At 60.2% G+C, this 24,602-nt stretch carries 23 protein-coding genes and 2 tRNA genes; 7 read left to right on the forward strand and 18 right to left on the reverse strand.

Annotation, left to right across the window (positions count from 1 at the left end):
- The first annotated feature begins 45 nt into the window (after positions 1-45).
- From AB5Y98_RS06605 to fumC, 3 genes are all read left to right on the forward strand, one after another.
- On the forward strand, positions 46-1,410 hold the full coding sequence (locus tag AB5Y98_RS06605; protein WP_368231568.1) for an endonuclease/exonuclease/phosphatase family protein: 1,365 nt from the start codon (positions 46-48) through the stop codon (positions 1,408-1,410).
- A 310-nt stretch (positions 1,411-1,720) separates the two neighbouring features.
- Complete coding sequence (pepE, locus tag AB5Y98_RS06610; RefSeq protein WP_368231569.1) at positions 1,721-2,449, forward strand: dipeptidase PepE; 729 nt, start codon at positions 1,721-1,723, stop codon at positions 2,447-2,449.
- Between the two features lie 73 nt (positions 2,450-2,522).
- Positions 2,523-3,917, forward strand: a complete 1,395-nt coding sequence (gene fumC / locus AB5Y98_RS06615) for a class II fumarate hydratase (protein ID WP_368231570.1) — start codon at positions 2,523-2,525, stop codon at positions 3,915-3,917.
- Between the two features lie 67 nt (positions 3,918-3,984).
- Here fumC and AB5Y98_RS06620 read toward each other — a convergent pair whose 3' ends face one another.
- Positions 3,985-4,359, reverse strand: coding sequence for a DUF1090 domain-containing protein (locus tag AB5Y98_RS06620; RefSeq protein ID WP_010633120.1), 375 nt, complete (start codon positions 4,357-4,359; stop codon positions 3,985-3,987).
- Between the two features lie 178 nt (positions 4,360-4,537).
- Between AB5Y98_RS06620 and AB5Y98_RS06625 the strand changes: the two genes are divergently transcribed.
- Positions 4,538-4,891: a DsrE/DsrF/TusD sulfur relay family protein gene (locus tag AB5Y98_RS06625; RefSeq protein WP_005298170.1), complete on the forward strand. Its 354-nt coding sequence runs from the start codon at positions 4,538-4,540 to the stop codon at positions 4,889-4,891.
- Between the two features lie 134 nt (positions 4,892-5,025).
- Positions 5,026-6,108: a protoglobin domain-containing protein gene (locus tag AB5Y98_RS06630; RefSeq protein WP_010633118.1), complete on the forward strand. Its 1,083-nt coding sequence runs from the start codon at positions 5,026-5,028 to the stop codon at positions 6,106-6,108.
- On the opposite strand, the gene AB5Y98_RS06635 is transcribed toward AB5Y98_RS06630, so the two are convergent.
- From AB5Y98_RS06635 to rlmE, 16 genes are all read right to left on the reverse strand, one after another.
- Positions 6,102-7,319, reverse strand: coding sequence for an MFS transporter (locus tag AB5Y98_RS06635; protein WP_368231571.1), 1,218 nt, complete (start codon positions 7,317-7,319; stop codon positions 6,102-6,104). The two genes, AB5Y98_RS06630 and AB5Y98_RS06635, sit on opposite strands and share 7 nt — an antisense overlap.
- Positions 7,320-7,448: 129 nt before the next feature.
- Entirely contained in the window at positions 7,449-9,587 is a 2,139-nt protein-coding gene (gene pnp / locus AB5Y98_RS06640) for a polyribonucleotide nucleotidyltransferase (RefSeq protein ID WP_005298164.1), read from the reverse strand.
- A 167-nt stretch (positions 9,588-9,754) separates the two neighbouring features.
- A complete protein-coding gene (gene rpsO, locus AB5Y98_RS06645) occupies positions 9,755-10,024 on the reverse strand; it encodes a 30S ribosomal protein S15 (RefSeq protein WP_005298162.1) in 270 nt (89 codons plus the stop codon).
- Positions 10,025-10,167: 143 nt separating this feature from the next.
- A complete protein-coding gene (truB, locus tag AB5Y98_RS06650; RefSeq protein WP_019839525.1) occupies positions 10,168-11,118 on the reverse strand; it encodes a tRNA pseudouridine(55) synthase TruB in 951 nt (316 codons plus the stop codon).
- A gap of 1 nt (position 11,119) precedes the next feature.
- Positions 11,120-11,554 (reverse strand): 30S ribosome-binding factor RbfA, encoded by a 435-nt coding sequence (gene rbfA / locus AB5Y98_RS06655; RefSeq protein WP_005298154.1) that lies wholly within the window; start codon positions 11,552-11,554, stop codon positions 11,120-11,122.
- Between the two features lie 55 nt (positions 11,555-11,609).
- Positions 11,610-14,312, reverse strand: coding sequence for a translation initiation factor IF-2 (infB, locus tag AB5Y98_RS06660; protein ID WP_005298153.1), 2,703 nt, complete (start codon positions 14,310-14,312; stop codon positions 11,610-11,612).
- Between the two features lie 20 nt (positions 14,313-14,332).
- Positions 14,333-15,835 carry a transcription termination factor NusA gene (nusA, locus tag AB5Y98_RS06665; protein WP_005298150.1) on the reverse strand — a complete coding sequence of 501 codons (1,503 nt, stop codon included), beginning with the start codon at positions 15,833-15,835 and terminating at the stop codon, positions 14,333-14,335.
- 14 nt (positions 15,836-15,849) lie between these two features.
- Positions 15,850-16,308 carry a ribosome maturation factor RimP gene (gene rimP, locus AB5Y98_RS06670; protein ID WP_005298148.1) on the reverse strand — a complete coding sequence of 153 codons (459 nt, stop codon included), beginning with the start codon at positions 16,306-16,308 and terminating at the stop codon, positions 15,850-15,852.
- Positions 16,309-16,474: 166 nt separating this feature from the next.
- A tRNA-Met gene (locus AB5Y98_RS06675) sits at positions 16,475-16,551 on the reverse strand.
- Positions 16,552-16,643: 92 nt separating this feature from the next.
- Positions 16,644-16,728: transfer RNA gene (locus AB5Y98_RS06680), tRNA-Leu, on the reverse strand.
- Between the two features lie 7 nt (positions 16,729-16,735).
- Entirely contained in the window at positions 16,736-17,062 is a 327-nt protein-coding gene (secG, locus tag AB5Y98_RS06685; protein WP_010633113.1) for a preprotein translocase subunit SecG, read from the reverse strand.
- Complete coding sequence (tpiA, locus tag AB5Y98_RS06690) at positions 17,063-17,827, reverse strand: triose-phosphate isomerase (RefSeq protein ID WP_005298144.1); 765 nt, start codon at positions 17,825-17,827, stop codon at positions 17,063-17,065.
- Between the two features lie 131 nt (positions 17,828-17,958).
- On the reverse strand, positions 17,959-19,293 hold the full coding sequence (gene glmM / locus AB5Y98_RS06695) for a phosphoglucosamine mutase (RefSeq protein WP_005298142.1): 1,335 nt from the start codon (positions 19,291-19,293) through the stop codon (positions 17,959-17,961).
- 17 nt (positions 19,294-19,310) lie between these two features.
- Positions 19,311-20,156 (reverse strand): dihydropteroate synthase, encoded by an 846-nt coding sequence (folP, locus tag AB5Y98_RS06700; RefSeq protein WP_336290592.1) that lies wholly within the window; start codon positions 20,154-20,156, stop codon positions 19,311-19,313.
- 62 nt (positions 20,157-20,218) lie between these two features.
- Positions 20,219-22,168: an ATP-dependent zinc metalloprotease FtsH gene (gene ftsH, locus AB5Y98_RS06705; protein WP_017765155.1), complete on the reverse strand. Its 1,950-nt coding sequence runs from the start codon at positions 22,166-22,168 to the stop codon at positions 20,219-20,221.
- A gap of 45 nt (positions 22,169-22,213) precedes the next feature.
- Entirely contained in the window at positions 22,214-22,843 is a 630-nt protein-coding gene (gene rlmE / locus AB5Y98_RS06710; RefSeq protein ID WP_005298136.1) for a 23S rRNA (uridine(2552)-2'-O)-methyltransferase RlmE, read from the reverse strand.
- Positions 22,844-22,940: 97 nt separating this feature from the next.
- Between rlmE and yhbY the strand changes: the two genes are divergently transcribed.
- Both yhbY and AB5Y98_RS06720 read left to right on the forward strand, forming a co-directional pair.
- Positions 22,941-23,237 (forward strand): ribosome assembly RNA-binding protein YhbY, encoded by a 297-nt coding sequence (gene yhbY, locus AB5Y98_RS06715; protein WP_005298134.1) that lies wholly within the window; start codon positions 22,941-22,943, stop codon positions 23,235-23,237.
- 105 nt (positions 23,238-23,342) lie between these two features.
- Positions 23,343-23,936: a PilZ domain-containing protein gene (locus tag AB5Y98_RS06720; RefSeq protein WP_368231572.1), complete on the forward strand. Its 594-nt coding sequence runs from the start codon at positions 23,343-23,345 to the stop codon at positions 23,934-23,936.
- Between the two features lie 48 nt (positions 23,937-23,984).
- Here the strand turns inward: AB5Y98_RS06720 and greA are convergent, their stop codons facing one another.
- Complete coding sequence (gene greA / locus AB5Y98_RS06725; RefSeq protein WP_005298120.1) at positions 23,985-24,461, reverse strand: transcription elongation factor GreA; 477 nt, start codon at positions 24,459-24,461, stop codon at positions 23,985-23,987.
- Between the last annotated feature and the right edge of the window lie 141 nt (positions 24,462-24,602).

Raw genomic sequence — 24,602 nt, forward strand, 5'->3', positions numbered from 1 at the left:
TCCCCATGAGCAAGGTATAACTTATTGATGCTACGGAATATTACAATGAAAAATATCAGCAAGTCCCTGCTCGCGGCTGCCATTTCCCTCGGATTGATGGCAGGCTGTAACAGCCATAATGACTCCGAGACCCCGACCCCCATGGTTCGCTTCGCTACCTTCAATCTCTCCTTCGATCGCACCGCCGCCGGCATGCTCGCCGGTGAACTGGCCCTCAGTCGCACCGAGCAGGATGCTCTGCTGGCCCGCCTCGCCGATGGCACCTTGAGCGGCGCCGAGAAGACCAAGGCCCTCGACGTGCAGCAGATCCGCAACATCGCCGAAATCATCCAGCGCACCCGGCCGGACGTGTTCCTGCTCAACGAATTCGACAATGACGGCAAGGGCAGCGACACCAAGGACCTCAAAGCCTTCAACGACAACTACCTGGCCCATGCCCAGCACGACGAGGTGAAGGCCATCAGCTACCCGGTGCTGCAGAACTTCGCCACCAACACCGGCCTGATGAGCGGCCATGACCTCAACCTGGACGGCAAGGTCAACAACGGGCCGGACGACGCCTGGGGCTTTGGCAACTACCACGGCCAGTACGCCTTCGCCGTGATGTCCCAGTACCCCATCGATACCAAGCAGATCCGCACCTTCCAGAAATTCAAGTGGAAGGACATGCCGGGCGAAGCAAACCCGGTCATCGACGACTGCAACAATGCCAAGGCGCCGATCCCGGCCGGCCGCCAGTGTGGCGATGCCTGGTATGACGACGCCGCCTGGCAGGCCTTCCCGCTCTCGTCCAAGAACCACGCCGATGTGCCGGTGCGCATCAAGCGCGGCAACAAGGAGGAGGTGATCCACTTCCTCATCTCCCACCCGACTCCGCCCATCTTCGGCAACGCGGCGCGCCACAACGTCAAGCACAACCGGGCCGAAGTCGCCTTCTGGCAGGATTACGTGGAGACCGCCAGCTACATGGTGGATGACGCCGGCAAGGCCGGTGGCCTGCCCGCGGGCGCCAGGTTCGTCATCGCCGGCGATCTCAACGCCGATCCCCAGATTGGCGATGGCGACCTGACCGCCATTCAGGACCTGCACAACCATGTGCTGGTCAACCAGGCCGTCACCAACGGCGCCCTGATCCCGGTCAGCCAGGGCGGCCCCGAGTGCCTCGCCAGCCAGCCGGATCTGTGCAAGCGCAACAACAACCGCCCCACTCCGGAGCGCATCACCAGCAGCAGCGGCCTGCAGCTCGACCACGTGCTGCCCTCCGCCAACCTGAACGCGGTCGCCTCCGGCGTGTTCTGGCCGGCCAGCTTCGAGCCTGGCTACCACCTGGTGTATGACGCCAAGCTGGGCATCGCCAAGGGTGTCAGCTCGGATCACCGCCTGGTGTGGGTCGACTTCAAGCTCGACTGATCGCGCCAGACTGACCAAGGGGGCCTGCGGGTCCCCTTGTGCTTTTGTGGCCGCCGATGAAATTCAAAGAGACCCCTGGATCTCCTCTGCTCTACAGCCTCATCGCGTCCATATGCCACCCGCTCGGCACCATGACCCCAGTCGTAGGCCCATCAGTGCCTGACCTCTCTTTGGTCAAAAAACGGTCTCATCAGGGTACATGGCGAGTCGATCACAGAACCCGACGCCGGATCGGGCTAGAATGGGGGCTTCCGTCACCCGGCCGGGGCCGGTGACCTCTTCGCGCTTTCACTTATCGAGGACACGCTTCATGGAACTGCTTCTTCTCAGCAACGGCAAAGCCACCGAATGCCCGGGTCTGCTCGGCTGGGCCCGGGATCGGGTGCAGACCCTGCTCGCCCGCAAACAGGTCAAGCGCATCCTGCTGATCCCCTACGCGGTGATCCGCAGCGACTGGGATGCCCGTGCCCTGGAGCTCAGCGAGAGCCTAGGAGTGGAGGCCATCAGCATCCACCAGTTCGACGATCCGGTGGACGCCATCCAGCAGGCGGAGGCCATCTTCATCAGTGGCGGCAACACCTGGCGCCTCAACCAGCTGCTGCACGAGAACGGCCTGGTGGTGCCCATCCAGCGCGCCGTGCGCGAGCGGGGCGCGCCCTATGTGGGCTGGAGCGCCGGTTGCAACGTGGCGACCCCGAGCATTCGCACCACCAATGACATGCCGGTCTGCAGCGCCGCCGTGCTGCCTGCGCTGGGGCTGTTCCCGCTGCAGATCAACCCCCACTATCTGGACGCCAGCATCAGCGGCCACATGGGGGAGACCCGCGACGAGCGCCTGGCCGAGTTCTGCGCCATCAACCCGAGCGAACACGTGGTCGCCCTGCGCGAGGCGAGCCTGCTGCAGGTAAGTGGTGAGCAGATCGAGTACTGGAGCGCCCGCGGCGAAGGCTTCAAGATCTTCAAGTACGCCGAGACCACCCAGGAGTTCACCACGGCGGCGCCGCTGGCCGAGCTGACGCCGTTTCGCCCCCGCGGCTGAATGACACTGACCGACGGATAATTCGACAGGGGCGCAGGATGTCGCCCCTTTTTCGCAATGAAGGGAGAACGAGATGAAGAGCAGGAGTGAACACGACAGCTTCGGCGAGATAGCCGTGCCGGCCGACCGGCTGTGGGGAGCCCAGACCCAGCGCTCCCTGCAGCACTTCGATATCTCCGGCGAGCGCCAGCCGATGGCGCTGATCCACGCGCTGGCCCGCATCAAGTCAGCCTGTGCCCGGGTCAACCACGCCAAGGGGCTGCTGCCCGCCCGCACGGCGCAGGCCATCATGAGCGCCGCCGACGAGATCCTGTGCGGCCAGCATGATGAGGAGTTCCCGCTGCGGGTATGGCAGACCGGCTCCGGCACCCAGACCAACATGAACCTCAACGAGGTGCTGGCCAACCGGGCCAGCGAGCTGCTCGGCGGCCCCCGCGGCGAGGGGCGACTGGTGCACCCCAACGACGAGGTGAACAAGAGCCAGTCCAGCAACGACGTTTTCCCGAGCGCCATGAACCTGGCCGCCGTCACCACCCTCACCCGGCAACTGCTGCCCGCCCTGGCCACCCTGAGCGCTACCTTGGCCAGCAAGGCGGCTGCCTTCGACGACATCGTCAAGATAGGCCGCACCCATCTGCAGGATGCCACCCCGCTCACCCTGGGGCAGGAGTTCTCCGGCTGGGTGGCCCAGCTCGAGCAGGGGGAGCGCCATATCCGCGCCGCCCTGCCCCATTTGTGCGAGCTGGCGCTGGGGGGCACTGCCGTCGGCACGGGCCTCAACACCCCGCCCGGTTTCGCCGAGGCGGTGGCCGCCACCCTGGCCGAACAGACCGGCCTGCCGCTGGTGAGCGCCCCCAACAAGTTCGAGGCGCTGGCCGCCAGCGACGCCCTGGTCCATGGCCACGGCGCCCTCAAGACCCTCGCTGCGTCCCTCATGAAGATCGCCAACGACGTGCGCTGGCTAGCGAGCGGCCCCCGCAGCGGGCTCGGCGAGCTGCTCATCCCGGAGAACGAGCCCGGCTCCTCCATCATGCCCGGCAAGGTCAACCCGACCCAGTGCGAGGCGCTCACCATGCTGTGCGCCCAGGTGATGGGCAACGACGTCGCCATCAACATCGGCGGCGCCAGCGGCAACTTCGAGCTCAACGTGTTCAGGCCGATGATCGCCCACAACTTCCTGCAGAGCGTGCGGCTGCTGGCGGACGGCATGCAGAGCTTCCACGATCACTGCGCGGTCGGCATCAGCCCGAACCAACCCCGTATCGACGAGTTGCTGGCCCGCTCCCTGATGCTGGTAACGGCGCTCAACCCTCATATCGGCTATGACAAGGCGGCAGAGATCGCCAAACGGGCCCACCATGAGGGGCTCAGCCTGCGGGAGGCGGCCATCGCCTCCGGTCACCTCACGGCGCAGCAGTTCGATGCCTGGGTGGTGCCGGCCGACATGGTGGGCCGGCGCGGCAGCTGAAGCACCCTGGCGGAAGACACGAGATAAAAAAGAAGCCGGGCTGCGCCGGCTTCTTTTTATCGACAAATCAGGATTTGATCAGCTTGCTGAGCGCGTCCAGCTCGCGCTGGGCGGCCAGCAATTTGGTCTGGGCCTCTTCCAGCTTGGCCTGCTTCTTGGCGATCTTGTCGGGCTTGCCCGTCACCCGGGCGTTCTGCAGCTCGACTAACCGCTCGTTGACCTGCTCCTTGAGCTCGGCCACCCGCTGCTGCTGCTCCTTGAACAGGCCCGCATCGGTGCAATGGGTCTCGATATTGCGCAGGGCCCGTTCCAGCCCGGCCACCTGGTCCCCGTTGTCGTGCGCCTTGGCAATGGCCAGCTGCTCCTTGACGGCCTGCTGGCGCGCCTTGCAACCGACAGCCTCGCTGCCGTAGGCCTGACCGGCCAACAGCAGCATGCTCATTCCGATAACCTTCCACATAACGACCTCGTTCCCCTGTCATGTTTGATGGCCGCCTATCAGACCGTACTCGGCCGGCCGGGTCAAGGCGCGGGCAAACCGCTACGACAGAGTTTGTGCGACGTCACGCCAATGGTGGGCTGCTGGGTCTACAATGGCGACTTTCATGAAGGAGTCTGTTATGAATCAAGAGATTGTCATCATCGCCAACGGCGCCCCCTATGGCAGCGAATCCCTGTTCAATGCCCTGCGCCTGGCCATCGCCCTGGGCGAACAGGGCGGTACCAGCCTGAAACTGTTTCTGATGTCCGACGCGGTCAGCGCCGCCCTGGCGGGCCAGGCCCCGGCCGAGGGCTACAACCTGCGCCAGATGCTGGAGATCCTGCTGGCCCAGGGGGTCACCATCCGCCTTTGCAAGACCTGTACCGATGCTCGCGGCATCACGGCACTGCCGCTCATAGAGGGGATCGAGATCGGCACCCTGCCGCTGCTGGCCCAATGGACTCTGGCCGCCCACAAGGTGCTCACCTTCTAGCACAAGGCAAAAATGGGCGCAGAGTTGATCTGTCACAACACTGCGCCATTTGAAAACCTGCTCCCGGCTGTTAATGTCTACACTGTCAATTACATAACAATGTGTGCGCCTTTATTTTTGCTCGGGAAACTGTCATGAACCCAACCGAACAGACGCTGCTGGAACAGATGCGGATCACAGAGTTCGAAATCGCCCATCGCAAGGAGCTGCTGCTGCTGGACGAGCAGGATTTCCTCCTGCTCGCCAGCTATCGTCCCAAGATCGAGCCCCACATCGACGCCCTGGTCGACAAGTTCTACACCCTGCAGACCGGGATCACCGAGATTGCCCTGCTGATCGGCGACGCCGACACCCTGACCCGGTTGCGGGCGGCCCAGCGCCGCTACATTCTCGACCTGTTCAGCGGCCTGTATGACCTGGAGTACGTCAACAACCGGCTGCGCATCGGGCTGGTGCACAAGCGGATCGGGGTGGAACCCAAGCTCTACCTGGCCGCCATCAATACCCTGAAAGGGCTGCTCATCGAGGATATCTTCACCCAGATCCCCAGCGAGCAGGAGCGGGTCACCATGCTCACCGCCCTCGACAAGCTGTTCCTGTTCGACATCACCCTGGTGTTTGAGACCTATATCCGCAGCCTGGTGTCGGAGATCGAGTCCTCCAAGGAGAAATCCGAGCTTTACGCCAAGGCGCTGGAGGAGAAGGTACGCGAACGCACCCAACAGCTGGAGGAGATGAGCCGGACCGATGCCCTCACCGGCCTGCTCAGCGTGCGCCATCTGCAGGAGAACCTCACCCGCACCCTGCGCACCTGCCAGCGTCGCTCCGAGCCTGTGGTCATCGCCTACCTCGACATCAATGACTTCAAGCAGATCAACGACACCCAGGGCCATCAGCGGGGGGACGAGATCCTGCGCATCGTCGGCGACTGCATTCGCCAGGTGTCGCGGGTGGAAGATAGCTGCTTCCGCTACGGCGGGGACGAATTCTGCCTGATCCTGCCCAACTGCAACGAGGATCAGGCCAGGGACGTCTTCCTGCCCCGTCTCAACAAGACACTGGCCGAACGGACCGGTGACGTGACCCTCAGCATAGGGCTGGTGCAGACCGGGCCGGTGCAGTTCGACGAGGGCAACAGCCTGATCCGGCTGGCGGACGAGCGCATGTATGCCGCCAAGAAGGCGATGAAACAGGTCGCCCAGAAAGGTACTCACTGACCCGGGTTGGCCCGGGCCAGCTCGGGGCGCGGAATGCGGGCGCCCCACTCATAGAGCAGGAAGGTCAGCAGACAGAGCAGCGCCATCAACGCATAGAGCAGCTGCCCGTTCCACTGGGCAAGGATCCAGCCTCCCAGCAGGGCGCCGATGGCGCCACCCAGCCCGGCCAGCGCGCCGGCCCCGAAGTAGCTCCCCTTCAGATGCGGGGGCGACATCTGATCGATCAGCACGTTGAGCAGCGGGAACAGTATGGTCTCCCCCACGCTCAGCATCAGCACGGCGCCGATCCAGTGCGACCACTGCTGCGGATCCCCCAGCGCAAACAGCACCTGAGCCCCCAGAAACAGGGTGATGCCGACCTGCAGGCGCACCTTGCCCGGCCAGCGGGCCAGCAGATGCAGCAGGGGAAACTGCAACAGCACCACGGTCAGGGCATTGGTGGCTACCAGGATGGCGATGAGGCTTGCCACCTCCGGGGTCCCGGTCCGGGTCAGGTACTGCACCAGCGGTGAGTGGAACTGGGAATAGACCAGGTTCATCAGCAGGTTGGCCAGCACCAGCAGCAAGAAGCCCCGATCCCGCCACAGCACCTTGATGGCCACCCGCAAGCCCAGCTCGTTGCCACGGGTCACCGCAACCCTGCTTTGCGCAAATCCCCAGAGGAAGGCAGCCCCCAGCAGCAGATAGCTGCCGCTGAGCAGCAGGAAGGTCTGCTGCTGGGCATTGATGCCCAGGGTCACCCCCAGCAAGGGGCCGAGGGCCGCCCCCAGGTTGAGCAGAAAGTAACGCAGGTGCAGCGCCAGCTCGCGGGCCTTGGCCGAAGCCAGGCTGTCAGCCATCAACGCCTTGCCGGGCGCATCGATGAGACCGGAGGAGAGGCCGCTGCCGAGCACCCCGAGCCCGAGCCAGAATACAGAGTGGGAAAAGCCGAGCAGACCGTAGCAGAGCACCGAGACTAGGCAGCCCGCCAGCAGGATGTTGCGCCGCCCCAGCTTGTCGGAGAGCCAGCCGCCATAGAAACTGACCAGAGTGGAGATGGCTGCGGTCGCCCCCAGCATGGCGCCGATGGCGGTCGCCGAAAGACCATACTCCCGATAGAGCAAGATGGAGAGAAACGGCCAGACCATGTAATAGCTGGTGCGCACCATGAAGGTGCCCAGGATCACGGTCCAAACCAGGGGAGGAAACTGCCTGAGGAGGGCCCACGACATCACACTGCTCCTTGTTGCCCGTCGCGCGAGAAGCCTTTCGTTATAATAAGGGGCCTCAAGAGAGACAACATCAGGCCACGAATATAAAAAAAGCCGACCCTGAGGTCGGCTTTTTCACGGCTCGGCGACTTATTCGGCAGCCGGCTCTTCAACGGCAACGGCAGCCGGAGCGGCGGCAGCTTCGGTCGGGGCGTTCGCTTCCTTGATGGATAGACGTACGCGGCCCTGACGGTCCACTTCCAGTACCTTCACCTTCACCACGTCACCGATCTTCAGGTAGTCGGCCACGTTCTGCACGCGTGCATCGGTGATCTGGGAGATGTGTACCAGACCGTCTTTGCCCGGCAGGATGTTGACGAAAGCGCCGAAGTCGGCCAGACGGACGACCTTGCCTTCGTAGATGCGGTTCACTTCGATCTCGGCGGTGATGGCCTCGATGCGGCGGATCGCTTCCTTGGCGGCGTCACCGTCAACGGCGGCGATGCGGACGGTACCGTCATCATCCAGCTCGATGTTGGTGCCGGTCTCTTCGGTCAGGGCGCGGATCACGGAACCACCCTTGCCGATGACGTCCTTGATCTTCTCCGGGTTGATCTTGATGGTGTGGATGCGCGGGGCGAAATCGGAGATCTCGGCACGCGGCGCCTGGATGGCTTCGTCCATCACTTTCAGGATGTGCAGGCGAGCACCACGAGCTTGCTTCAGGGCAATCTCCATGATCTCTTTGGTGATGCCTTCGATCTTGATGTCCATCTGCAGGGCGGTCACACCTTCGGTGGTACCGGCAACCTTGAAGTCCATGTCGCCCAGGTGATCTTCGTCACCCAGGATGTCGGACAGCACGACGAAACCTTCTTCTTCCTTCACCAGACCCATGGCGATACCGGCAACGGAGGCCTTGATCGGCACACCGGCGTCCATCAGCGCCAGGGAGGAACCACAGACGGAGGCCATGGAGGAGGAGCCGTTGGATTCGGTGATTTCAGAGACCACGCGTACCACGTACGGGAACTCGTCGGCGCTCGGCATCACGGCAGCAACGCCGCGCTTGGCCAGACGGCCGTGACCGATTTCGCGGCGCTTCGGGCTACCCATCATGCCGGTCTCGCCGACGCAGTATGGCGGGAAGTTGTAGTGCAGCATGAAGCGATCGGCGCGGTTGCCAGTCAGCTCGTCGATGTTCTGGGCGTCACGCTCGGTACCCAGGGTCGCAACGACCATGGCCTGGGTTTCACCGCGGGTGAACAGGGCGGAGCCGTGGGCACGCGGCAGTACGCCGGTGGCGACGGACAGGGCGCGGATCATTTCCGGATCGCGACCATCGATACGCGGCTCGCCACGAACGACGCGACCACGGACGATGCGGCTTTCCAGGCTGTGGAACTCTTCGCCGATCTTCTTGGCATCTTCTTCCACGCCGGAAGCGATGACTTGTTCAACCACGCGAGCCTTGATGGCACCGATGGTTTCGTAACGCACGGCCTTCTCGGTGATGCGGTAGGCTTCACCCAGCTCAGCTGTCGCCAGCTCGGCAACCTTGGCTTTCAGCGCTTCGTTGACGGCAGGCGCAGTCCAGTTCCACGGCTTGGTGCCGACGTCGGCAGCGAATTCGTTGATGGCGTTGATGACGGCCTGCATCTGCTCGTGACCAAAGACCACGGCGCCCAGCATCACCTCTTCGGAGAGAATGGCCGCTTCGGATTCCACCATCAGCACGGCGTTGGCGGTACCAGCAACCACCAGATCCAGATCGCTCTGGGGCAGTTCGGTAGTGGTCGGGTTCAGCACGTACTGACCGTTCATGTAACCCACGCGGGCTGCACCGATCGGGCCGCCGAACGGGATGCCGGAAATGGCCAGTGCCGCGGAGGCACCGATCATGGCAACGATGTCGGGAGAGACGGCCGGGTTCACGGACATGACGGTGGCAACCACCTGAACCTCATTGAGGAAGCCTTCCGGGAACAGCGGACGAATAGGACGGTCGATCAGACGGGAGATCAGGGTCTCGCCTTCGCTCGGGCGACCTTCACGACGGAAGAAACCACCCGGGATACGACCAGCAGCATAGGTACGCTCCTGGTAGTTGACGGTCAGCGGGAAGAAATCACGGCCGTGATCGGCCTCTTTCTTGCCAACGACGGTCACAAATACGCAGGTATCGTCCATGCTGACCATGACGGCCGCAGTGGCTTGACGGGCCATCACACCGGTTTCCAGAGTGACGGTGTGTTGACCGTACTGGAATGACTTTACAATAGGATTCACGTGAATTTCCTTTTTACAATTTGGCGCTTTAAATTCGCGTGCAAGTATACTTGATTCGATGCAAAAGGTAAGCAGTGACACAAATTCTGTGAGGGCGGCAACAGCCTGACGCACAATAAAAAAGGGGAACCCGGAGGTTCCCCTTTTTCGCGAAATCTGATGGTCGATTAACGACGCAGACCCAGCTTGGCGATCAGAGCAGCGTAACGCTGAACGTCTTTACGCTTCAGGTAGTCCAGCAGCTTACGACGCTGGGAAACCATGCGCAGCAGACCGCGACGACCGTGGTGATCCTTGGAGTGCTCCTTGAAGTGACCTTGCAGATGGTTGATCTGGGCAGTCAGCAGGGCAACTTGCACTTCGGGGGAGCCAGTGTCGTTGGCGCAACGAGCGTTGTCAGCAACGATTTGAGCTTTGATCTCAGCATTTAGAGACATGGTAATACTCCAGTAGAGTGTTTAAAGGTTCACAGCCAATCTCTAATTCAGCCGTGAAATGAGGGCGGTATCATAATCGTCCCCGCCCCTTTTCGCAACGATAAAGACGCGCAACGGGCAAGCAACCTGATACCGCCGGAGGATCACTCCTCGTCGTGGTAGCGCACCAGACGCTTGGGCGCCACGCGTCCCTCGTCGTCGATCTCGCCAACCCCGATGAATTCGCGCTCCGGGCCGACCGTCATGCGGACCTGGCCGCTCTGCGGGCTGCCTGCCACCTGCACGGCCTGGCCCTGGTTCACATAGGCGGCCACGGCAGCCAGCATGTTCACCTCGGGCAGGGAGGCCACCGCGGTATCCATCGGCAGCAGCAGGGGATCCAGCTGCTCGCGCGGCGGAATGCTCTCAGCCTTGGCCTGCTCAAAGATGCACTCGAGCTGCTCCAGGGTCAGCATCCGCTCATAGGGGTAGCTGGCTACCTGGGTGCGGCGCAGCTGGGTGACGTGGGCGCCACAGCCCAGCACTTCCCCCAGATCGTCCACTAAGGAGCGAATGTAGGTACCCTTGCTGCAGTGCACTTCAAGTCGCACCTCATCCCCTTCAAAGCTCAGCAGTTTGAGCTCGAAGACGGTGATGGGACGGGCTTCCCGCTCGATCTCGATGCCTTCGCGGGCATATTCGTAGAGCGGACGACCGTTGTGCTTGAGGGCCGAATACATGGACGGCACCTGCATGATGGGGCCGCGGAACTGGTCCAGCGCCTCGATCAGGGTACCCACGGCCACGTTCACCGGACGGGTGGAGACCACCTCGCCATCGGAGTCGCTGGTGTTGGTACGCTCGCCCAGCTTGGCGGTCACCTCATAGCGCTTGTCCGCCTCCAGCAGATACTGGGAGAACTTGGTGGCCTCGCCGAGGCAGATCGGCAGCATGCCGGTTGCCAGCGGATCCAGGGCACCGGTGTGACCGGCCTTGGCGGCGTTGTAAATCCGTTTGACCTTCTGCAACACATCGTTGGAGGTCAGGCCGGTCGGCTTGTCCAGCAGCAGGATACCGTGTACGTCACGGCCCTTGAAACGACGTCTACGAGACATCTCAGGCTTTATCCTCAGTAGTGTCATCCGGCGCGGCTTCGTCTTCTTCACGACCGGATTCGGCCATGCGACGCTTGTCTTCGCGGATGGTGTTGGTCACCAGGTTGGAGAGGCGCATCCCCTCAACCAGGGTCTGATCATAGAAGAAGCGCAACTCGGGCACCACGCGCAGGCGCATGGCGCTGCCCAGCAGGCTGCGGATGTAGCCGGCAGCTTCGGTCAGCGCCTTGAGCCCTTCCTTGATGCGCTCAGCATCATTTTCCAGCTGCAAGAAGGTGACATACACCTTGGCGTAATTGAGGTCACGGGACACTTCCACATCGGAAACGGTCACCATGCCGATGCGCGGGTCTTTTACCTCGCGCTGCAGAATGAGCGCAATTTCGCGCTGGATCTGCTGTCCGACCCGACGGGTCCGGCTAAATTCTCTGGCCATATTCTATCCTGCGATAAAAGGGGGCCGCGGCCCCCTATTTAATCTGACTCTTGGCTTACAGAGTCCGTTGGATTTCAACGGTCTCGTAAACTTCGATCTGGTCGCCTTCGCGTACGTCGTTGTAGTTCTTGACCGCGATACCACACTCGTAGCCGTTCTTGACTTCGTTGACGTCATCCTTGAAGCGACGCAGGGATTCCAGCTCGCCTTCATAGATAACCACGTTGTCGCGCAGAACGCGAATGCGGTTGGAACGCTTGACCACACCTTCGGTAACCATACAGCCGGCAACGGCGCCGAACTTCGGTGACTTGAAGACGCTGCGCACTTCGGCCAGACCGATGATTTCCTGACGGTACTCGGGGGCCAGCATGCCGCTCATGGCCTGCTTCACTTCGTCGATCAGGTCATAGATGACGGAGTAGTAACGCAGATCCAGGCTCTCGGCATCGATGACCTTGCGAGCAGAGGCATCGGCACGGACGTTGAAGCCCACCAGGATGGCGCTGGACGCGGCCGCCAGAGTGGCGTCGGTCTCGGTGATACCACCCACGCCGGAACCCACGATCTTCACCTTCACTTCGTCGGTGGAGAGCTTGACCAGCGCATCGCAGATCGCTTCCACGGAACCCTGTACGTCGGCCTTGATCACCACGTTCACTTCGGACACTTCGCCTTCGGTCATGTTGGCGAACATGTTCTCCAGCTTGGCCTTCTGCTGGCGAGCCAGCTTGACTTCGCGGAACTTGCCCTGACGATAGAGTGCCACTTCACGGGCCTTCTTCTCGTCACGCACGACGGTGGCTTCGTCACCGGCAGAGGGAACGCCGGACAGGCCGAGGATTTCCACCGGCAGGGACGGACCCGCTTCCTTGATCTCACGACCCAGTTCGTCACGCATTGCACGGACACGGCCGTATTCGAGACCACACAGCACGATGTCGCCCTGACGCAGGGTACCTTCCTGTACCAGCACGGTGGCAACCGGACCACGGCCCTTGTCGAGGAAGGACTCGATCACGACGCCGTTGGCCATGCCGTCAACCACGGCTTTCAGCTCCAGGACTTCAGCCTGGATCAGAATGGCTTCCAGCAGGTCGTCGATGCCTTCGCCAGACTTGGCGGAGACGTGCACGAACTGGCAGTCACCACCCCAGTCTTCGGACATGACGTTGTAGCGGGCCAGCTCGGTCTTGACGCGATCCGGATCCGCTTCCGGCTTGTCGATCTTGTTGACCGCAACAACCAGCGGCACACCGGCAGCCTTGGCGTGCTGGATGGCTTCGATGGTCTGCGGCATCACGCCGTCGTCTGCTGCAACGACCAGCACCACGATGTCGGTTGCCTTGGCACCACGAGCACGCATGGAGGTAAACGCCGCGTGACCCGGGGTATCCAGGAAGGTGATCATGCCGCTGTCGGTCTGTACGTGGTACGCACCGATGTGCTGGGTAATACCACCGGCTTCACCGGCCGCCACCTTGGCTTTACGGATGTAGTCCAGCAGCGAGGTCTTGCCGTGGTCAACGTGACCCATGATGGTCACGACCGGCGCGCGCGGCTTGGCTTCGGAGGTTTCGTCACGATCGGACAGCACCGCCTCTTCCAGCTCGTTCTCACGACGCAGCACCACCTTGTGACCCATCTCCTCGGCGACCAGCTGAGCGGTCTCCTGGTCGATCACCTGGTTGATGGTGGCCATGGCACCCATCTTCATCATCACCTTGATGACTTCAACACCCTTGACGGCCATCTTGTTGGCGAGCTCTGCCACTGTGATGGTCTCGCCGATGATGACGTCACGGTTGACTGCGGCAGCCGGCTTGTTGAAGCCGTGCTTCATGGCGTTCGGGGTAGCCACCTTGCCACGCTTGCCTTTACGGGCGCGCGGGTCACGGGAGTTGCGGTCGTTGCGATCGTCGTCGCGGCGACCGGCCTTCTTCGGCCCCTTGGCAGCTGCAGCGGTGCGGCGGCTGGTCTCTTCCTTGCGATCCAGCTCGTCTTCAGCAGCCTGGGCGTGCTTGGAGGTGGTCACATGGTAATCGCTGCTCTCTTTGGCGCGAGCAGCTTCTTCTTCAGCCCAGCGGGCTGCGTTCTGTTCCGCCATGACGCGAGCCTCTTCGGCTTTCTTGGCGGCGAGTTCTTCAGCCTTTTGCAAAGCTGTTTGTTCCTGTTGGCGCTTCAGTTCTTCTGCTTCGCGCTTGGCCATCTTTTCTGCCTCTTGCTGAGCTGTGCTACTGGCTGCTTTGGCGGGCTGTTGAGCCTGTCGAGCCTTTTGTTGTGCCTCGATCCGCGCCTTTTCCTCAGCTTCACGACGAGCCTGCTCAGCCTCACGGCGAGCCTTCTCTTCAGCATCGAGACGAGCCTTCTCTTCGGCTTCGCGACGAGCTTTTTCTTCTGCTTCCAAACGCGCTTTTTCCTCGGCTTCCGCCTGACGCTGTTCATCTTCCAGCGCCGAGCGTCTTACATAGGTGCGAGACTTGCGCACTTCTACCTGCACTTCCTTGTTCTTGCCGCCAGTCCCCTGAACACTGATGGTGCTCTTGGTCTTGCGTTGCAAGGTCATGCGGGCAGGTGCGGCGACCTCGTCACCTCCATGCTGTTTCTTCAGGTGAGTCAGCAGAGTCTGTTTCTCAGACTCGCTGACCATGTCGTCGGCCTTGCTCTTGCTGATACCGGCATCGACAAACTGCTGGAGAAGACGATCAACCGGTGTGTCGATGTCAGTGGCAAGTTGTTTGACTGATACTTCTGCCATTCATTTTCCTCCGTTTGATCTTAACTAGACTGCTCTTCTCCGAACCAACAGATATTGCGAGCAGCCATAATCAGCTCACCGGCCTTCTCGGCGGTCAGCCCTTCGATATCAGCAAGGTCATCGATGCCTTGCTCTGCCAAATCTTCTAGGGTACCGATGCCGCGAGCGGCCAGGGCGTACGCCATTTCACGACCGAGGCCGTTCAGATTGAGCAGTTCTTCGGAAGGTTCAACACCTTCAAAGGATTCTTCTTTGGCCAGCGCCTTGGTAGTCAGGGCGTCTTTGGCACGCTTGCGCAGCTCTTCGACCATGTCTTCATCCAGACCGTCGATGGCCAGCAGCTCGTTGACCGGTACGAAGGCGATCTCTTCCAGGGTGGAGAAGCCCTCTTCCATCAGCAGGCCGGCGAAATCGTCATCGATGTCGAGGGTGCTGGTGAACAGGTTCATGATGCGGTCGTTTTCGGCCTGGTGCTTGGCACGCATGTCCTCGACGGTCATCACGTTCAGTTCCCAACCGGTCAGCTGGGAGGCCAGACGCACGTTCTGACCGTTGCGGCCGATGGCCTGAGCCAGGTTGGCGGCTTCCACGGCGATGTCCATGGTGTGGTTGTCTTCATCGACGATGATGGAGGCCACATCAGCCGGCGCCATGGCGTTGATCACGTACTGGGCCGGGTTGTCATCGTACAGCACGATGTCGGCGCGCTCGCCGCTCAGCTCGGCGGAGACCGCCTGAACGCGGGCACCGCGCATGCCGATACAGGCACCGATCGGGTCGATGCGGCGATCGTTGGTCTTGACCGCGATCTTGGCACGGGAACCCGGATCACGGGCGGCGCCCATGATTTCGATCATCTCTTCGCCGATTTCCGGCACTTCGATGCGGAACAGCTCTTTCAGGAAGTCCGGGCTGGAACGGCTGACGAACAGCTGGGAACCACGGGCTTCCGGACGCACAGCGTAGAGCAGGCCACGGATGCGGTCGCCCGGACGGAAGGTCTCGCGCGGCAACATGTCGTCGCGGAAAATCACGGCCTCGGCGTTGCTGCCCAGATCCAGGATCACGTTGTCGCGGTTGCTCTTCTTCACCACGCCACTGATGATGGTGCCTTCTTTGTCCTTGAACTGGTCAACGACTTGTGAACGCTCGGCTTCGCGCACTTTCTGCACGATGACCTGCTTGGCGGTCTGGGTGGTGATGCGGTCGAAGGTGACGGAGTCGATCTGATCTTCAACATATTCACCGATCTGGATATCCGGCTGCTCGATCTGCGCCGCTTCCAGGGTGATCTCGGCGTAGGGGTTTTCCATGGCGGCCTGATCCGCGATGACCACCCAGCGGCGATAGGTGTCGTAGTCGCCGGTCTTGCGATCGATCTCTACCCGAACTTCGATCTCGCCTTCATATTTTTTCTTGGTCGCCGTCGCCAGTGCGGTTTCCAGAGCCTGGAAAATCTTCTCGCGGGGAACCGCCTTCTCGTTGGACACTGCGTCAACGACCAGCAAAATCTCTTTATTCATATCCGATAGCCTCGTTAACCAAAGTTCGGCACTATGTTCGCTTTTTGGATATTGGTGAAAGCCAACACTTCGTCCTTACCATCTACCGTCAGAGTGATCATGTCGCCCTGCACGGCTTTGATTACGCCTTTGAACTTGCGGCGGTTGTTTGTTGCCATCCGAAGCGAAACCGCCGCCTCTTGGCCAACGTATTTTTCGAACTGGGCAACCTTGAACAGGGGACGATCCAGACCCGGGGAGGACACCTCGAGGTAATACTCCTCGGTGATGGGATCCTCGACGTCCATGATGGCGCCAACCTGATGGCTGACTTCTGCACAGTTCTCGACGCTCACGCCATGCTCGCCGTCGATGTAGACGCGCAAGGTGGAGTGTTTACCCGCACGGATAAACTCGATACCCCACAGTTCAAAACCCAAGGCAACGACAGGAGCCTCGAGCAGATCGGTCAAACGTTGTTCCAACGTAGCCAAAGTCACCCTCCGAAAAACAAAAAAAGGGCATAAAGCCCAGATAGAAATAGATTCAGAGTAAATTGCACATAACAAAAAGCCCCGATGTCAAATCGGGGCTTGGCGCTTTACCCTGATTGTCGCCTCGCAGCGACCGCCTTCCTGAGCGTAGGAAATGCGTGAAATTTGGTTGCGGGGGCCGGATTTGAACCGACGACCTTCGGGTTATGAGCCCGACGAGCTACCATGCTGCTCCACCCCGCGTCCGAAATCGTGCGAGATTATAGCCACTTCACTCTCGTCACACAAGACTGACTGGCTATAACACACCTGGTCACCCAGGCTTACTGCTTAATTGGTGCCGTGGGCGGGACTCGAACCCGCACACCCTAGAGCACTACCCCCTCAAGATAGCGTGTCTACCAATTCCACCACCACGGCAAAACTCTTACTCGGGAACGTCAGTGTCTTTCTTTACTGGCGCTTTGCTCTGCTCAACCTGTTGGGTTTGTTGCAGATTTTCCCATTCACTACCCTGTTTGACCTTGTTGCTGGACATAGAGCCAAGCACCAGGCTAATCAAAAAGAACAGAGTAGCCAAAATCGCTGTTGTGCGGGTCAGGAAACTGCCTGAACCACCGGAGCCGAATACGGTATTCGATGCCCCTGCGCCGAAGGAGGCGCCCATGTCAGCCCCTTTACCTTGCTGAATCATCACTAGACCAATCAGAGCCAGTGATACCAGCAGATAAACGACCAAAAGAATCTCGTACATTTAACTTGCACCCTTTGCCGCTTCAACAATTCCCAAAAACGTCTGGTCATCGAGACTTGCTCCACCAATCAGGCCGCCGTCAACGTCGGGCTGGGCAAACAACTCTCTCGCATTGGCCGGTGTCACGCTCCCACCATAGATGATTCTGACTTTCTCACCTATGACCGGAGTATCCTCCGCCAAGCGACCACGTATAAAGGAATGAACCTCTTGTGCCTGCTCGGGTGTGGCGCATTTACCTGTACCTACAGCCCAAATCGGCTCGTAGGCGATGATAGCATTATCGAAAGCCATCGCGCCATTTTTCTCTATGACGATATCCAGCTCTTCGGCAATCACCTCGAAGGTTCTTCTTGCCTGCCTTGCCGCACCCGACTCGCCCAAACAGAGGATTGGAACAAGTCCTGCAGACCTGGCCGCCGCAAACTTCTCTGCGACGATAAAACTGGTCTCACCAAAGAGACGCCTGCGCTCGGAGTGCCCTACCAATACGTATCGACACCCTGCCTCGACCAGCATCTGACACGAGACTTCACCCGTGTAAGCGCCCTGTCTGTGCTGACTCACATTCTGAGCCCCCAACTTCATCACCCTCTGCTCACCGAGCAGAGCGGCCGTGAAGTCGAGATGCACATGGGATGGACACAAGACCACGTCTACCTGCTCACCAATGCCTTTCAGGCACTGACCGGCAAACTGCTCTAACTGCGACCTACTACCGTGTAACTTCCAGTTGGCTGCTACAAACGGCTTGCGATGTCCCATCGGCAACTCCCTTGCGAAAGCGGGGCTGATAATATCCAGAGGATTGTCAGCTGACAAGCGCTATTTTTAAATTTTTGAATCGTTTGAACAAGATACAACCAGGGCGGCTAAAAAGCCGCCCCATTTGTTCATTAAAACGCCGATTCAACCTGTTGTGCAATGCGTTGTGCCATATCGCGCACCTGTTGCTCGTGCTCCCCCTCCACCATGACGCGGATCAGGGGTTCAGTGCCGGACTTGCGCAGCAGCACACGGCCACGACCGGCCAGCTCCTGTTCCACCCTGGCCACTTCCTGCTGTACGGCGTCAGCCGCCAGCGGGTCCTTGCCTTCGGCAAAGCGCACGTTGACCAGCACCTGCGGGAACTTGTTCATGCCGGAGCGCAGCTTGGCCAGCGGCATCTCCGCGGTACAGATGGCGGTCAGCACCTGCAGGGCGGCGACGATGCCATCCCCGGTGGTGGTCTGATCCAAGCAGATGATGTGACCGGAGTTCTCGCCACCGATGCGCCAGCCCTTCTCGTTCATCATCTCCAGCACATAGCGGTCACCCACCTTGGCGCGGGCGAACGGAATGCCCAGGGTCTGCAACGCCAGCTCCAGCCCCATGTTGGCCATCAGGGTGCCGACAACACCGCCCTTGAGGCGGCCGTTACGCAGAGCATCGCGGGCGATGATGTAGAGGATCTCGTCACCGTCGATGATGTAGCCGGTGTGATCCACCATCACCAGGCGATCGCCATCGCCGTCGAAGGCAACGCCGAGATCAGCCTTGCACTCCAGTACCTTGGCGGCCAGTGCCTCCGGGGCGGTTGAGCCGACGCCGTCATTGATGTTGAGACCATCCGGGCTGCAGCCGATGGCGATCACCTCGGCCCCCAGCTCGCGGAAAACGGAAGGCGCGATGTGATAGGTGGCACCATGGCCGCAATCCACCACCATCTTCAGCCCTTCCAGACTCAGATTGGAGGGGAAGGTGCTCTTGCAGAATTCGATGTAACGACCGGCGGCATCGTCGATACGCAGCGCCTTGCCAAGCTCGGCGGACTCCACGCACTTCAGTTCGTGATCCAACTCGGCTTCGATGGCCAGCTCGACCTCGTCAGGCAGCTTGGTGCCATCGGCGGAGAAAAACTTGATGCCGTTGTCATAATAGGGGTTATGGGAAGCACTGATGACGATGCCTGCCTCGGCACGGAAGGTGCGGGTCAGGTAGGCAACGGCCGGGGTGGGCATGGGGCCCATCAGGATGGCCTTGAGACCGGCGGCGGAAAGACCCGCTTCCAGCGCCGACTCCAGCATGTAGCCAGAAATGCGGGTATCCTTGCCGATCAGCACCTTGCGGGTACCCTTCTTGGAGAGCACCTTGCCCGCGGCCCAGCCCAGTTTCATTACGAAATCGGGAGTGATCGGGTATTCACCCACCTTGCCGCGTACACCGTCGGTGCCAAAATACTTTCTTGCCATAGTCTGTTCTCGATTTTTTATTTGGATATGAAATCTTGTCCCGTCATGACCATCCAGCCGGTGCGCAGAGCATCCATGGTCGCTCGCACATCGTGCACCCGGATGATCCGGGCACCACGCTGCATCCCGACAAGGGCACAGGCCAGGCTGCCGGCCAGCCGTTCATCAACCGGGCGACCGAGCAAGTTGCCTATCATAGACTTTCGCGACATGCCGACCAAGAGCGGCAGCTGGTAATCGAGCAATGACTCCTGCAGTGCCAGCAGCTGATAGTTGTGCGCAAGGGTCTTGCCAAAACCGTAGCCAGGATCCAGCAGCAGCTGTTCACGAGCGATGCCGGCCGTCAAACAGGCGGCGATCCGCTCATCAAAGAAGGCTCTCACCTCCCCCAACAGATCATCGTAATGGGGCTCCGCCTGCATGGTTCTCGGTTGCCCCTGCATATGCATCAGACACACAGGGACGTCGGCAGCGGCGGCCGCAGCCAGTGCACCAGGTTCGAGCAGGGCTCGTACGTCGTTGATAAGGTGGGCCCCCGCCGCGCTGCCCTCCCGCATGACCGCCGCCTTGGATGTGTCGAGGGAGATCATCACGTCGAGCTCACGCACCATGCGCTCCACCACGGGAAGGACCCTGTCCAGCTCCTCCTGCTCGCTCACGTCGGGAGCGCCGGGACGGGTCGATTCACCACCGATGTCGATGAGGGTTGCCCCCTCCGCCACCATCTGGCGCGCATGGGTCATCGCCCGCTCCAGCTGATTGAAATGACCGCCGTCGGAGAAGGAGTCAGGTGTCACATTGAGGATCCCCATGACGTGGGGACGTTCGAGGGAGAGGCTGAGCCCCTTGCTGATTAGCTGCATCTTCACTTCCATGGACATAAAGAAAAACCCCGGGGCCAGCCCGGGGTTTGTATCATCACGACTTATTTGGCAGGCAGGTCGTTGGCCTTGTCGATATCGACATCGGCAACCTGTTCCGCCTCGGTCACGGTCGGCTTGGGCTCGGGTGCCACAGTCGCACCACCCTGCGGGGTATCGCCGTGCTCGTCATGCCAGTTGCTGGGAGCACGCACTTCGCGACGAGCCATCAGATCATCGATCTGCTTGGCATCGATGGTTTCGTACTTCATCAGCGCATCTTTCATGCTGTGCAGCACGTCCATGTTGTCCAGCAGGATCTGCTTGGCACGGTCGTAGTTGCGGTCGATCACCTGCTTGACCTCGGCATCGATAATGCGGGCGGTGTCATCGGACATGTGCTTGGCCTTGGCCATGCTGCGGCCGAGGAACACCTCGCCATCTTCTTCCGCGTAGAGCATGGGACCGAGACGCTCGGACATGCCCCACTGGGTCACCATCTTGCGGGCGATGTCGGTGGCACGCTCGATATCGTTAGATGCACCAGTCGATACCTTCTCGGCACCGTAGATCAGCTCTTCCGCCAGACGACCGCCGTACAGGCTGGAGATCATGGACTCCAGATGTTGCTTGGAGTGGCTCCAGCGATCCTGCTCCGGCAGGTACATGGTCACACCCAGCGCACGGCCGCGCGGAATGATGGAGACCTTGTAGACAGGGTCATGATCCGGTACCACGCGACCAATGATGGCGTGGCCCGCTTCATGATAAGCCGTCATCTCCTTCTCGGACTCTTTCATCACCATGGAGCGACGTTCTGCGCCCATCATGATCTTGTCCTTCGCCTTCTCGAACTCGGCCATGGACACCACGCGGCGGCTCTCGCGCGCGGAGAACAGAGCGGCTTCGTTGACCAGGTTGGCCAGATCGGCACCGGAGAAACCAGGGGTACCGCGGGCGATCAGCGCCGGGTTGACGTCATCCGCCAGCGGCACCTTGCGCATATGCACCTTGAGGATCTGCTCACGGCCACGAACATCCGGCAGACCGACCACGACCTGACGGTCGAAACGGCCCGGACGCAGCAGTGCCGGATCCAGTACGTCAGGACGGTTGGTAGCGGCGATGACGATGATGCCTTCATTGCCCTCAAAGCCATCCATCTCGACCAGCATCTGGTTCAAAGTCTGCTCGCGTTCATCGTGACCACCGCCCAGACCGGCACCACGCTGGCGACCGACGGCGTCAATCTCATCGATGAAGATGATGCAGGGGGAGGATTTCTTGGCCTGCTCGAACATGTCGCGTACCCGGGAGGCACCCACACCCACGAACATCTCGACGAAATCGGAACCCGAAATGGTGAAGAAAGGCACCTTGGCCTCACCCGCAATGGCCTTGGCCAGCAGGGTTTTACCGGTACCGGGAGGGCCTACCAGCAGTACGCCGGTCGGGATCTTGCCGCCCAGTTTCTGGAATTTGCTCGGGTCGCGTAGATAGTCGACCAGCTCCTTGACCTCTTCCTTGGCCTCATCGCAACCTGCTACGTCGGCGAAGGTGGTCTTGATCTGATCCTCACTCATCAGGCGAGCCTTGCTCTTGCCAAACGACATGGCACCTTTGCCACCGCCGCCCTGCATCTGACGCATGAAGAAGACCCAGACACCGATCAGCAGCAGCATCGGGAACCAGGAGATAAAGATGGAGGTGATCAGAGACGGCTCTTCCGGCTTCTCGCCCATCACTTTGACATTGTGATTGAGCATGTCGTTGAGCAGCTGGGGATCCGGCGCCGGGATGATGGTGGTGAAGCGTTCACCGGTGCGCTTGACGCCATTAATGACCTTGCCATCCATCCGTACTTCACGGATCTGCTCTTGGGTCACTTCTTTAACGAAGCTGGAATAGTCCAGCTGGCGACTGGTGGTATCGCTGGGGCTGAAGCTATTGAACACCGACATCAACACGACGGCGATGACCAGCCACAGGATTAGGTTTTTCGCCATGTCACTCAAATCAGTAACCTCGCAGACTGACAGTTAACGATGAAGGTTAGGGTACTACAGTTTAAAACCGGTAGCCACAATGTAGACTTCTCGTGAACGGGCACGAGAAGAGTCTGGTTTACGAATCTTGACAGCAGAGAAAAGCTTACGGATTTCATTGAGATAGATGTCAAATCCCTCCCCCTGGAATACCTTGACCACGAAACTGCCGTTGGAACGCAGGACCTGATTGCACATGTCCAGCGCCAGTTCGACCAGATACATGGAACGGGCCTGATCCACCTGCTGGGTACCGCTCATGTTGGGTGCCATGTCGGACATGACGACGTCAACCTTGTCCGGACCGACCCGCTCAAGCAGGGCTCCCAGTACAGTTTCCTCCCGAAAGTCTCCCTGCAGGAAATCGACACCGGCGATGGAATCCATCGGCAGAATATCGCAGGCGATCACCCGCCCCTTGTCACCGACCTGATCGATGGCAAACTGGGACCATCCACCGGGGGCCGCCCCCAAGTCCACCACCGTCATACCGGGCTTGAGCAGTTTGTCCTTGCCCTGGATCTCGTCGATCTTGAACACGGCACGGGAACGCAGCCCCAACTTCTGGGCTTTCTTGACGTATTGATCGTCAAAATGCTCTTTTAACCAGCGGGTTGAACTGGGGGAATGTTTTTTCTGGGTCATGATTGTCGACTTTAAAAAACCACAAGGGTTATTAGTATTAAGGGCTAAGTGGGGGTAGAATACGCCCCTTTCAACCCTGACTTATGAAGAAATTGCCATGATTCTCAACAATAAACAGAAACAGTACCTCAAGGGCCTTGCCCACAGTCTGAAGCCGGTCGTCCTGCTGGGACAACACGGTCTGACCGAAGGTGTGCTGGCCGAGATCGATCTGGCGCTCAACCACCACGAGCTGATCAAGGTTAAGGTTGCGTCTGAAGATCGTGAGATGAAACAGCTAGTTATGGATGCCATCGTCCGTGAAACCGGCGCGGTGAAAGTACAGAGCATCGGCCACGTGCTGACCATCTACCGTCAGGCCAACGAGCCGAAAATCCAACTGCCCCGCAAGTAACAGGAAAGAGCATCGCTCTTTCCTCTCATTTTCTCTCTTCCCAAGTCGCTTGCCAAAGTAGTCGCCAGGCCCTTAACCTGCGATGAATACTCGTGGAAACCCGCTATGGATCACCATCAGATTCTCACCGAAGATGAACTGGCCATGCTACGGGACTTGGGAAACGATCAGGAGACGGCCGCCGGACAACCCCTGAGCGGTTATCTCGCCACTCCCCTGCTTGGCCTGTTGCAACGCGCCGACCAGCTGGTGCTGGAAGCCCGCTTCGCCGGACACCAGCTCCTCTTCCCACTGCGTTTCACTCAGGGCGATGACGGCTTCGTCGAACCACGCATCGCCGCCCCCGTCATCAAGGAGCTGGGTTACCCCCATCCTCGCACCTGGCGGCTGGATGAACAGGCCCGCTTCCAGATGGGAGAAGAGGACTACCTGGTGCACAGACTGTCGCTGGACGGGCTGGTGGTGGAAGGCTTGCCGGCCGAGCTGGCCATGGATACCACGCTGGCAGGCACCCTGCTGCTCGAAGGTCTCCCTCCTCTGCTACTCAGCGCAGAGCCGGTCAGGCGGATCCACCGTCGCAACGGCATACAGGGCTGGGCACTGCACTTCCAGATGGCCAGAGAAGATCTTGAACAGCTGCGCGGCTGGATGTTTCAGCGCCATCAGGACGCCTTCACCCAGGCTTATCAACCCCGCTGAATACAAACAGGGGAGCCGGGCTCCCCTGTTGCTGCCTGAACGCTTACCTCAGAGGTAGGCGACTTCCAGGATCTCGTACTCCACGTCGCCGGACGGCGTCTTGACGATGGCGACATCGTCCACTTCCTTGCCGATCAGGGCGCGGGCAATGGGCGAATTCACAGAGATCATGTTCTGCTTGATGTCCGCCTCGTCGTCACCCACGATGCGGTAGACCACCTCTTCTTCCGTCTCGCTCTTCAGCAGCGTCACGGTCGCCCCGAAGATGATGCGACCATTGTTGGTCATCTTGGTGACGTCGATCACCTGGGCGTTGGAGAGCTTGCTCTCAATTTCCTGGATACGGCCTTCACAGAAACCTTGCTGCTCACGGGCAGCATGATATTCGGCGTTTTCTTTCAGATCACCATGTTCACGGGCATCTGCAATCGCTTCGATAATCTGCGGACGAAGCTCGGTCTTGAGATATTCGAGCTCTTCACGCAGCTTTTCAGCGCCGCGAACAGTCATCGGAGTATGATTCATAGTCGAAACCTGGGTTGCTTGAAAAGAGAAGCTGCGGCTATCAGAGAGAGCCGCAGCTGTCGGTTCGGATGAGGCATCTTAATATGAAGCCGGCACAAAATCCATGTCGGTCCCTGCGAGGCAGATCGCGCTTTGCCATCA

Origin of the sequence: Aeromonas sp. s3 (genome assembly GCF_040907805.1) — a bacterium.
In the GTDB taxonomy this organism is placed as follows: domain Bacteria; phylum Pseudomonadota; class Gammaproteobacteria; order Enterobacterales; family Aeromonadaceae; genus Aeromonas; species Aeromonas dhakensis.

What these genes read in the sequence shown, in the direction of transcription:
- AB5Y98_RS06605 (WP_368231568.1), top strand. Translation starts at nt 46, where the DNA reads ATGAAAAATATCAGCAAGTCCCTGCTCGCGGCTGCCATTTCCCTCGGA.
- pepE (WP_368231569.1), top strand. Translation starts at nt 1,721, where the DNA reads ATGGAACTGCTTCTTCTCAGCAACGGCAAAGCCACCGAATGCCCGGGT.
- fumC (WP_368231570.1), top strand. Translation starts at nt 2,523, where the DNA reads ATGAAGAGCAGGAGTGAACACGACAGCTTCGGCGAGATAGCCGTGCCG.
- AB5Y98_RS06620 (WP_010633120.1), bottom strand. Translation starts at nt 4,359, where the DNA reads ATGAGCATGCTGCTGTTGGCCGGTCAGGCCTACGGCAGCGAGGCTGTC.
- AB5Y98_RS06625 (WP_005298170.1), top strand. Translation starts at nt 4,538, where the DNA reads ATGAATCAAGAGATTGTCATCATCGCCAACGGCGCCCCCTATGGCAGC.
- AB5Y98_RS06630 (WP_010633118.1), top strand. Translation starts at nt 5,026, where the DNA reads ATGAACCCAACCGAACAGACGCTGCTGGAACAGATGCGGATCACAGAG.
- AB5Y98_RS06635 (WP_368231571.1), bottom strand. Translation starts at nt 7,319, where the DNA reads ATGTCGTGGGCCCTCCTCAGGCAGTTTCCTCCCCTGGTTTGGACCGTG.
- rpsO (WP_005298162.1), bottom strand. Translation starts at nt 10,024, where the DNA reads ATGTCTCTAAATGCTGAGATCAAAGCTCAAATCGTTGCTGACAACGCT.
- truB (WP_019839525.1), bottom strand. Translation starts at nt 11,118, where the DNA reads ATGTCTCGTAGACGTCGTTTCAAGGGCCGTGACGTACACGGTATCCTG.
- rbfA (WP_005298154.1), bottom strand. Translation starts at nt 11,554, where the DNA reads ATGGCCAGAGAATTTAGCCGGACCCGTCGGGTCGGACAGCAGATCCAG.
- infB (WP_005298153.1), bottom strand. Translation starts at nt 14,312, where the DNA reads ATGGCAGAAGTATCAGTCAAACAACTTGCCACTGACATCGACACACCG.
- nusA (WP_005298150.1), bottom strand. Translation starts at nt 15,835, where the DNA reads ATGAATAAAGAGATTTTGCTGGTCGTTGACGCAGTGTCCAACGAGAAG.
- secG (WP_010633113.1), bottom strand. Translation starts at nt 17,062, where the DNA reads ATGTACGAGATTCTTTTGGTCGTTTATCTGCTGGTATCACTGGCTCTG.
- tpiA (WP_005298144.1), bottom strand. Translation starts at nt 17,827, where the DNA reads ATGGGACATCGCAAGCCGTTTGTAGCAGCCAACTGGAAGTTACACGGT.
- glmM (WP_005298142.1), bottom strand. Translation starts at nt 19,293, where the DNA reads ATGGCAAGAAAGTATTTTGGCACCGACGGTGTACGCGGCAAGGTGGGT.
- folP (WP_336290592.1), bottom strand. Translation starts at nt 20,156, where the DNA reads ATGCAGCTAATCAGCAAGGGGCTCAGCCTCTCCCTCGAACGTCCCCAC.
- rlmE (WP_005298136.1), bottom strand. Translation starts at nt 22,843, where the DNA reads ATGACCCAGAAAAAACATTCCCCCAGTTCAACCCGCTGGTTAAAAGAG.
- yhbY (WP_005298134.1), top strand. Translation starts at nt 22,941, where the DNA reads ATGATTCTCAACAATAAACAGAAACAGTACCTCAAGGGCCTTGCCCAC.
- AB5Y98_RS06720 (WP_368231572.1), top strand. Translation starts at nt 23,343, where the DNA reads ATGGATCACCATCAGATTCTCACCGAAGATGAACTGGCCATGCTACGG.
- greA (WP_005298120.1), bottom strand. Translation starts at nt 24,461, where the DNA reads ATGAATCATACTCCGATGACTGTTCGCGGCGCTGAAAAGCTGCGTGAA.